This window comes from Phenylobacterium sp. (assembly GCF_044372605.1).
Classification (GTDB): domain Bacteria; phylum Pseudomonadota; class Alphaproteobacteria; order Caulobacterales; family Caulobacteraceae; genus Phenylobacterium.
In genome coordinates, this window is sequence record NZ_JBILRO010000168.1 from 1 (window position 1) to 7,600 (window position 7,600).

The window sequence follows — 7,600 nt, forward strand, 5'->3', positions numbered from 1 at the left end:
TCTCGATGGCGGGGGACCGCCCCTCTGCGATCATCCGTTTGGCGTCCAGGCACAGTTCACGCGCCCGGGCGAGCGAGATCCCATCTCGGGCGTACTTGCCAAGATGGACGGTCTCGCGCCTGCCGTTCAGCCGGTAGTCCAGCCTGAACGAGATGCCGCCTGTCGGCGCGACGCGCACGTACATGCCGTCACGATCGGTCACCTTGTACATTTTGGCTTTTGGTTTCAGGCACTTGAGTGCTGCATCCGTCAACATTTGGGGCCTCCACGCAAAAAAAGACCGTCAGGCGTTTTTCGGAGGCTTTCGGCGGATATATCTGTTTATTTTCAGCATATTAGGCCGAAAAAAGTACCGTCACGAGCCTCTGTCGCTGTGACGGTACTTTCGATTTTCCGGATGATCAACGGGGGGCGGGTCCGTCACCAGATACGACAGACGCGTTCCATGCCCACCGATAGACATCGATAGGCTGTGGCTTGATTGTTTTTGTTTTTCAGGTGGTTAGAGCGTACTCTGGCGTAGTTTTGGATACCCTCGGATGGGCAAAAATTATTCCCACTCGATCGTCCCGGGCGGCTTGGATGTCACGTCGTAGACCACGCGGTTCACCCCCCTCACCTCATTGATGATCCGGGTGGCGCAGCGGCCCAGGACCTCCCAGGGGAACTCGAAGAAGTCCGCCGTCATGCCGTCGGTGGAGGTGACGGCGCGCAGGGCGAGGACATCCTCATAGGTGCGGGCATCGCCCATCACGCCCACAGTCTTCACCGGGAGCAGGACGGCAAACGCCTGCCAGATGCTGTCGTAGAGGCCGGCCTTGCGGATCTCTTCGAGATAGATGGCGTCGGCCTGCTGCAGCACGGCGACTTTCTCGCGGGTGATTTCGCCGGGGATGCGGATGGCGAGACCCGGGCCGGGGAACGGGTGGCGGCCGACGAAGGCCGGGGCCAGGCCCAGTTCGACACCCAGCGCCCTCACCTCGTCCTTGAACAGCTCGCGCAGCGGCTCCACCAACTTGAGCTTCATATAGTCTGGCAGGCCGCCGACATTGTGGTGGCTCTTGATCACGGCCGATGGTCCGCCGCTGGCCGAGACGCTTTCGATCACATCCGGATAGAGCGTGCCCTGCGCCAGGAAGGCAGCGCCTTCGATCTTCGCCGACTCCCGGTCGAACACTTCGATGAACAGGCGCCCGATCGTCTTGCGCTTGGTCTCCGGGTCGGTGACGCCCGCGAGTTGTCCCAGGAACAGATCGCCCGCGTCCACATGAATCAGGGGAATGTTGTAGTGATCGCGGAACAGGGTCACGACCTGGGTCGCCTCGTCCTTGCGCAGCAGGCCGGTGTCGACGAACACGCAGGTCAGCTGGGCGCCGATGGCCTCGTGGATCAGCACCGCGGCCACCGATGAATCCACCCCACCGGACAGGCCGCAGATCACCTTGGCGTCGCCCACCTGTTCGCGGATTCGGGCCACGGATTCCTTGCGATAGGACGCCATGGTCCAATCGCCCTTCAGACCGGCGATCCTGTGGGTGAAGTTGCGCAGGATCAGCGCGCCGCGCGGCGTGTGCGCCACCTCCGGGTGGAACTGGATGCCATAGAACCGGCGGCCCTCGTCGGCGATCACCGCATAGGGGCTGCCCTCGGATGTCGCCACCACCTCGAAGCCCAGCGGGATGGCGGTGATCTTGTCGCCGTGGCTCATCCAGACCGTCTCGCGGGCGCCCACGTCGCCAAGGCCCTCAAGCAATGGCGAGAGGCGCTCGATATGGATCTCGGCGCGGCCGAATTCGCGGTCGTGGCCGCCCTCGACGGCGCCGCCGAGCTGGGCGCACAGGGTCATCTCGCCATAGCAGATGCCCAGCACGGGCACGCCCATTTCGAAGATGCGCTGAGGGGCCGACGGGCTGCCCTCGATGTGGACGCTGGCCGGTCCGCCCGACAGGATCACCGCCTTCGGCGCCATGGCCTCGAGGACCGCGTCGACCTTGTCGTAAGGGTGGATCTCGCAATAGACGCCGCTTTCGCGCAGCCGGCGGGCGATCAGCTGGGTCACCTGGCTGCCGAAATCGACGATCAGGACCTTTTCATGCGCGGCGTCGGTCATGGGGCTCCGTCAGAGTGATTTCTGCAGCACCGCGACATAGAAGCCGTCCGTGCCGGAAGTGCGGGGGGTCAGGCGAAGGTCGCCGTCGGGGGTCATGAACTGGAGGAGTTCCAGATCGGTGGTCGCCGACGTCCGGGCGAACTCAGGATGCGTCGCCAGGAAGGCTGCGACCCGGTCCTCATCCTCTTCCGGCAGCACCGAGCAGGTCACGTAGATCATTCGACCACCGGGTTTCACGAAGGCGGCGCCCTCGCGCAGCACCTGATCCTGATCCGCCAGGCGGCGATCAAGGGTGTCCTGCGTCAGCTTCCACTTGGTGTCGGGGTGTCTGCGCCACGATCCTGTGCCGCTACAGGGGGCGTCGATGAAGACCACGTCCATGCGGGCTTCCAGGCCCTTCAACGGCTCCGGATTGAGCGGGGTGCGGATCTGCAGGTTGCGCACGCCGGCCCGGTCGCCACGACGGATAGTGTCCGTCAACCGCCTGGCGTCACTGTCGAAGGCGTAGATCTGACCGGTGTTGCCCATCGCTGACGCCAAGGCCAGGGTCTTTCCGCCACCGCCCGCGCACAGGTCCAGCACCTGCTTGCCCTTTACGTCACCGGCCGAGGCGGCCGCGACCTGGCTGCCCAGATCCTGGATCTCGAACCAGCCCTTGAGGAACTGTGGAACGGCCTCGACCGGCGCACCGCGCGCCTCGGCAGCCGGAGCCGCCACACGCAAGGCGTTGGGCATGAGGCCGGGTGGCTCGGCGTTCATCGCCGTCAGGGCTTTCAGGGCGCGAGGTGGATCCGTCTTCAGCAGATTGACCCGCAGGTCCGTCGGCGCGCGCCTGGACAGTTCTGCGCCTTCCGCCGCCCGGTCGTCGCCGAATACCCTGGCAAACGAGGCTTCGAGCCATTCGGGATAGTCTCCCCGCACCGAGGCGGGCGCTTCAGTCAGGTCGCGCGGCTGTATCAGGGCCTGGCGCTCGGCATCGGTCAGTGCGCCAGGGCCGTGAACCTCATCCGCCGCGGCCTCGGCGACCCGCTCGATCGGCCAGTCCCAGTGCAGATGCAGAACCGCCAGCGCAGCGGCTTTCGGACTCTCGTCGCCCATCTGCCAGGCGAGCGACCGCTTCCGGCGAAGCACGTCCAGAACCAGACCTGACACGCCGGCCCGATCCTTGGCCCCGGCATAGCGCGCGGATTCCCCCCAGGATTTCAGCGCCAGACGGACGGGCCGGTGGCGCGTCTCGATCTCGGTGAGAATCTCTATGGCCGCGGCCAGGCGTCCTCCGTCGCGCATCAGGTCACCTGAGGAGGGCCACGAGGATCATCACAAGCCCGATCAGCGAGGCGAACCAGACCACCGAACGCAACATGGGGATACCCGCCGCATACAAGGGCGCATAGAGCGCCCGGCCTGCGACATACAAGATGGAACCCCAGACGGTGAGGTCGCTACCAAGCTTTTCAGCCGCCGCAGCGGCCAGGACCGCCGCCGCAAAGAACGGGAAGGTCTCGACAAAATTCCAGAAGGCGCGATGCAGGCGGGCCGCCGATCCGCTGATCGGCATTGGCGTGTCACGCGGACCTGCAGCCCACTTGAGGTCCTGCTGGCCCCGCGCGGCGGCAGCTGCCCACAGCAACTGCACCAGCCCGATGATTACCGCCACCCCTAGGAGCTTGAGTTCGATAGCCATGCCCTAACCCGCGCTCGGATAGTTCGGAGCTTCGCGGGTGATCATCACGTCGTGGACGTGGCTCTCGCGCAAGCCGGCGTTGGTGATCCGGATGAAGCGCGCGCGTTCCCGGAACTGCTCCAGGGTCGGCGCGCCGACATAACCCATGGCCGCGCGCAGCCCGCCCACCATCTGGTGCAGGATCGGCGAGAGCGGACCCTTGTAGGCCACCTGGCCCTCGATACCCTCGGGCACAAGCTTGAGCGCGTCGGTGACGTCTTTCTGGAAGTAGCGATCCGCCGAGCCCTGGGCCATGGCGCCCAGCGATCCCATGCCGCGATAGGATTTGTAGGAACGGCCCTGATAGAGAAAAACCTCGCCGGGCGCTTCGTCGACACCTGCGAACACCGAGCCCATCATGGCGACGGAAGCCCCCATCGCGAGCGCCTTGGCCAGATCACCGGAATACTTGATCCCGCCATCGGCCACGATCGGCACATCCGAGCCGACCGCCGCCCGCACCGCGTCGGCGATGGCGGTCAATTGCGGCACGCCCACGCCGGCCACGATCCGTGTGGTGCAGATTGAACCGGGACCAATGCCCACCTTCACCGCATCGGCGCCGGCCTCGATGAGCGCACGGGCGCCGTCATAGGTCGCCACATTGCCGGCGACGATCTGGACCCGGTTGCTCTCGCGCTTCACCCGCTGAACGGCGCGCGCCACGTCGGAGTTGTGCCCGTGCGCTGTATCGATCACCACCACGTCGACACCGGCATCCACCAGCGCCATCGAGCGCTCATAGCCTGCATCGCCAACAGTCGAGGCCGCTGCGACCAGCAAGCGACCGTGGGCATCCTTGGCCGCATGTGGGTGGGCCTGCGACTTCTCCATGTCCTTCACGGTAATCAGGCCGACGGCGCGATAGTCGTCATCCACGACGATCAGACGCTCGATCTTGTGTCGGCGGAGCAGATCGCGGGCCTCCGTCTGGGTGACACCTTCGCGGACCGTCACCAGATTTTCATGGGTCATCAACGCCTTGGCCGGGATATCTCCGCGCCCCTCAAAGCGCATATCGCGGTTGGTCAGGATGCCGCAGAGCTTGCCTGTTTGGGGATCGACCACCGGAAAACCGGAAATCTTGCGTCGCGCCTTGATCGCCAGAACCTCGCTCAGCGGCGTATCCGGGTTGATCGTCAGCGGATTGATCACCATGCCGCTTTCGTAGCGCTTTACCTCGCGAACCTGATCGGCCTGCTCGTCGACGCTCAGATTCCGGTGCAACACGCCGATACCGCCGGACTGCGCCATGGCGATGGCCAGTCGGCTTTCAGTGACCGTGTCCATGGCGGCGGACACCAGCGGGATATTCAGACTGATCTCTCGCGTAAACCGGGTGGAGACATCCACCTGCGTGGGCATCACATCGGACGGGCCCGGTTCGAGCAAAACATCGTCGAAGGTCAGACCTTCGCGGATCTCCATGAGACTCTCCGTTTTGCGGTCCGCGTATAGGGTGATGTCGAGGGTGGGGGCAAGGGCTGTGACCGATTGCCGGACGGATTGGGACGGGTGCGAACCGCCTATCGCCCCCTGAAACCCGTCGCCACCAGAAACACCTCCGAGCTATCCTGGCGGCTGGCCTTGGGCTTGACGTTCTTTACCTCGGTGAAATGGCGCTTCAGTCCTGCGATGAGCTGATCGCTTCCACCGCCCTGAAAGGATTTGGCGACGAAGGTGCCGCCAGGTTTCAGGACCTCGAGCGCGAAGGTGATGGCCGCTTCGATGAGGCCGACGATCCTAAGGTGATCGGTCTCGCGATGCCCTACGGTGTTTGGTGCCATGTCCGAAAGGACAACATCCGGCGCGCCACCCAGCAGCTGGATCAACGTCGGCCCGCAGGCCGGATCAGTGAAATCCATCTGAATGATCCTGGCCGGGGGTAGCGGATCAACCGGCAACAGATCGACGCCCACGATCTGGGTCACACCGCGCATGATGGCGATCTGCGTCCAGCCACCGGGGGCCAGCCCCAGATCCACAACCCGCGCGCCGGGCTTGAGAAAGTGGAAACGGTCATCGATCTCGGTGATCTTGAACGCTGCACGACTTCGATACCCCAAAGCGCGGGCCTTGGCGGAGAAGGGGTCGTTGACCTGACGCTCCAGCCAGGCTTGCTGGGAAGGGGTACGCTGTTTGGCGGTCTTGAGGCGCGCGGGCTTGCCGCGACCACCCTCCTGGCCGCCGGTGGGCAGCTTGACCATGCGCTTTCGCGGCGGCGTTTCGGTCATGCCGGGCCCTGACTACGGTTGGCGCCCCGCTTTTGGCGGCGCTTGCGGCGGCGAGTCTGATCGCGTTCCGACATCAGCGCCAGCAGAATACCCTCTCGCAGGCCCCGGTCCGCCACCCGCACCTTGTTGCAGGGCCAGAGCTCCTGAATGGCCTGAAGGATGGCGGCGCCGGCCAACACAAGGTCCGATCGATCCGGGCCGATACAGGGCTGGGCGGCGCGTTCACCGGCCGTCAACGCCAGCAGACCATCGGTCGCCGCCTCACACTGCTGTCGGGTCATCCAGATCCCGTCCACCCGGTTGCGGTCGTAGCGGGGCAATCGAAGGTGCATGCCGGCCAGGCTCGTGATCGCGCCGGACGTTCCGACCATGTGCACGCGATCCGTATCGAAAAGCGGCCGCATCTGATCCGCCCGTCGGAACGCAGCGACATGGGATTTCACGTGTTCAACCATGGAACGGAACCAGTCCTCGGTCGCTACATCGCCCTCGGGAAACCGTTCAGCCAGCGTGACCACCCCGATCGGCACCGATAGCCAGGCGCGCATCGGCGGTGTCGCCCCTGGAGTGCCGGCCTTCAAGTCCACCCACGAGAGTTCGGTCGAGCCACCGCCTACATCGACCACCAGCGCTGCTTCATGGCGGTAGTCCAGAAGGTTCAGACAGCCGGTGACGGAGAGCTTGGCCTCCTCCTGCGGACTGATGATCTGCAGCTTCACACCGGTTTCATTGGCGACACGGTTGACGAACGCCTGGCCATTGACCGCGATCCGGCACGCCTGGGTGGCGATCGCCCGAAACTTCACGACGCGGCGGCGGCGCACCTTCTCGCCACTGACCTTCAGGGCCAGCAAAGCGCGGTCCATGGCCTCATTCGACAGGCGGCCGCTTTGTGACAGGCCTTCACCCAGCCTCACGATCCGCGAGTAGGACTCCACGACCCGAAAACCCCTGGGCGTTGGCGTAGCGATCAGCAGGCGGCAGTTATTGGTGCCCAGGTCCAGGGCCGCGAAGCAGGGCGGATCGCCCATAGCCTTATCCGGGCCGCCACCTGCGGTCCCCGGCGCATGCAGCGCCTCAGTCATGGACTGTCTTTCGTCCTGCGCAGACGCCCTCACCCCGGGAGCGCCTCATTTCATCGCGACTGTAGCAAGACCGTGACACATCCGGAAGACGACGCTTGTATGAAAGGCCTGCGACATTACGTTCACCTTCCAGTCAGACGACGAGTGTAGAAGTGCGATCATGAACACGCGACTCGCCAAATTCACGATCGGCCAGGTCGTCCGCCACCGGGTCTATCCGTTCCGGGGCGTGATTTTCGACGTCGACCCCATGTTCGCCAATACCGAGGACTACTGGCTGTCGATCCCGGAACACATCCGGCCTCACAAGGATCAGCCGTTTTATCACCTGTTGGCCGAGAACGATGAGAGCGCCTACGTGGCCTATGTCTCCGAGCAGAACCTGCTGCCGGATGATACGGGGCAGCCTGTGGGCCACCCCCAGGCGACCCTGATCTTTGAGGCCTTC

Annotated in this window: 8 protein-coding genes; 1 reads left to right on the plus strand and 7 read right to left on the minus strand. The window is 64.6% G+C overall.

Features of this window, described 5'->3' with window-relative positions; translation table 11 throughout:
- The 7 genes from ACIQ42_RS13135 to ACIQ42_RS13165 form a co-directional block, all read right to left on the minus strand.
- A partial coding sequence (locus tag ACIQ42_RS13135; RefSeq protein WP_397422660.1) for an Arm DNA-binding domain-containing protein occupies positions 1-256 on the minus strand: 256 nt, incomplete at its 3' end.
- Between the two features lie 294 nt (positions 257-550).
- Positions 551-2,110, minus strand: coding sequence for a glutamine-hydrolyzing GMP synthase (gene guaA / locus ACIQ42_RS13140; RefSeq protein ID WP_397422661.1), 1,560 nt, complete (start codon positions 2,108-2,110; stop codon positions 551-553).
- 9 nt (positions 2,111-2,119) lie between these two features.
- The gene (locus ACIQ42_RS13145; RefSeq protein ID WP_397422663.1) at positions 2,120-3,397 is read right to left on the minus strand and encodes an RsmB/NOP family class I SAM-dependent RNA methyltransferase; all 1,278 of its coding nucleotides are present in this window, start codon (positions 3,395-3,397) and stop codon (positions 2,120-2,122) included.
- Positions 3,398-3,401: 4 nt separating this feature from the next.
- Complete coding sequence (locus ACIQ42_RS13150; protein ID WP_397422664.1) at positions 3,402-3,794, minus strand: MAPEG family protein; 393 nt, start codon at positions 3,792-3,794, stop codon at positions 3,402-3,404.
- 3 nt (positions 3,795-3,797) lie between these two features.
- Positions 3,798-5,261 (minus strand): IMP dehydrogenase, encoded by a 1,464-nt coding sequence (guaB, locus tag ACIQ42_RS13155; protein WP_397422665.1) that lies wholly within the window; start codon positions 5,259-5,261, stop codon positions 3,798-3,800.
- A gap of 98 nt (positions 5,262-5,359) precedes the next feature.
- Complete coding sequence (locus ACIQ42_RS13160; protein WP_397422666.1) at positions 5,360-6,067, minus strand: RlmE family RNA methyltransferase; 708 nt, start codon at positions 6,065-6,067, stop codon at positions 5,360-5,362.
- A complete protein-coding gene (locus ACIQ42_RS13165) occupies positions 6,064-7,152 on the minus strand; it encodes a Ppx/GppA phosphatase family protein (protein WP_397422667.1) in 1,089 nt (362 codons plus the stop codon). The genes ACIQ42_RS13160 and ACIQ42_RS13165 overlap by 4 nt, the downstream gene beginning before the upstream one ends.
- A gap of 160 nt (positions 7,153-7,312) precedes the next feature.
- Here ACIQ42_RS13165 and hspQ point away from each other — a divergent pair.
- Positions 7,313-7,600, plus strand: a 288-nt coding sequence (gene hspQ, locus ACIQ42_RS13170; protein ID WP_397422668.1) for a heat shock protein HspQ, incomplete at its 3' end; no start/stop codon positions are given.